Raw genomic sequence first — 228 nt, 5'->3', positions numbered from 1 at the left:
ACGCCTGATGATCAGGGACGGCCGCTGCCTGGCCACTGAGCTGCCACGGGGACTGCGCGCGTGCCTGGGCCACAAGCGCGTCATACTGAGCGATGCCACGTGGCGGGACCGTGATGGCTGGCGTGTGGATGGCGGTCCGGGCTTCGTCTACACCACGGACTTTGCTGGCGAGCCGGTGGTGCACGAGCGCATGCACTGGGTGGTGTGTGAGGGCGTGAGCGCTGCGGC

1 protein-coding gene is annotated in these 228 nt (G+C 68.9%); it reads left to right on the top strand.

Features of this window, described 5'->3' with window-relative positions:
* The coding region (locus HMPREF0058_RS13310; protein WP_248597036.1) for an AGE family epimerase/isomerase at positions 1–228 on the top strand (228 nt) is incomplete at both ends.

Source organism: Actinomyces urogenitalis DSM 15434, assembly GCF_000159035.1.
In the GTDB taxonomy this organism is placed as follows: Bacteria; Actinomycetota; Actinomycetes; order Actinomycetales; family Actinomycetaceae; genus Actinomyces; species Actinomyces urogenitalis.
Note: the sequence above shows the minus strand (reverse complement) of the source record. Positions and strands in the feature narration are given on the sequence as shown.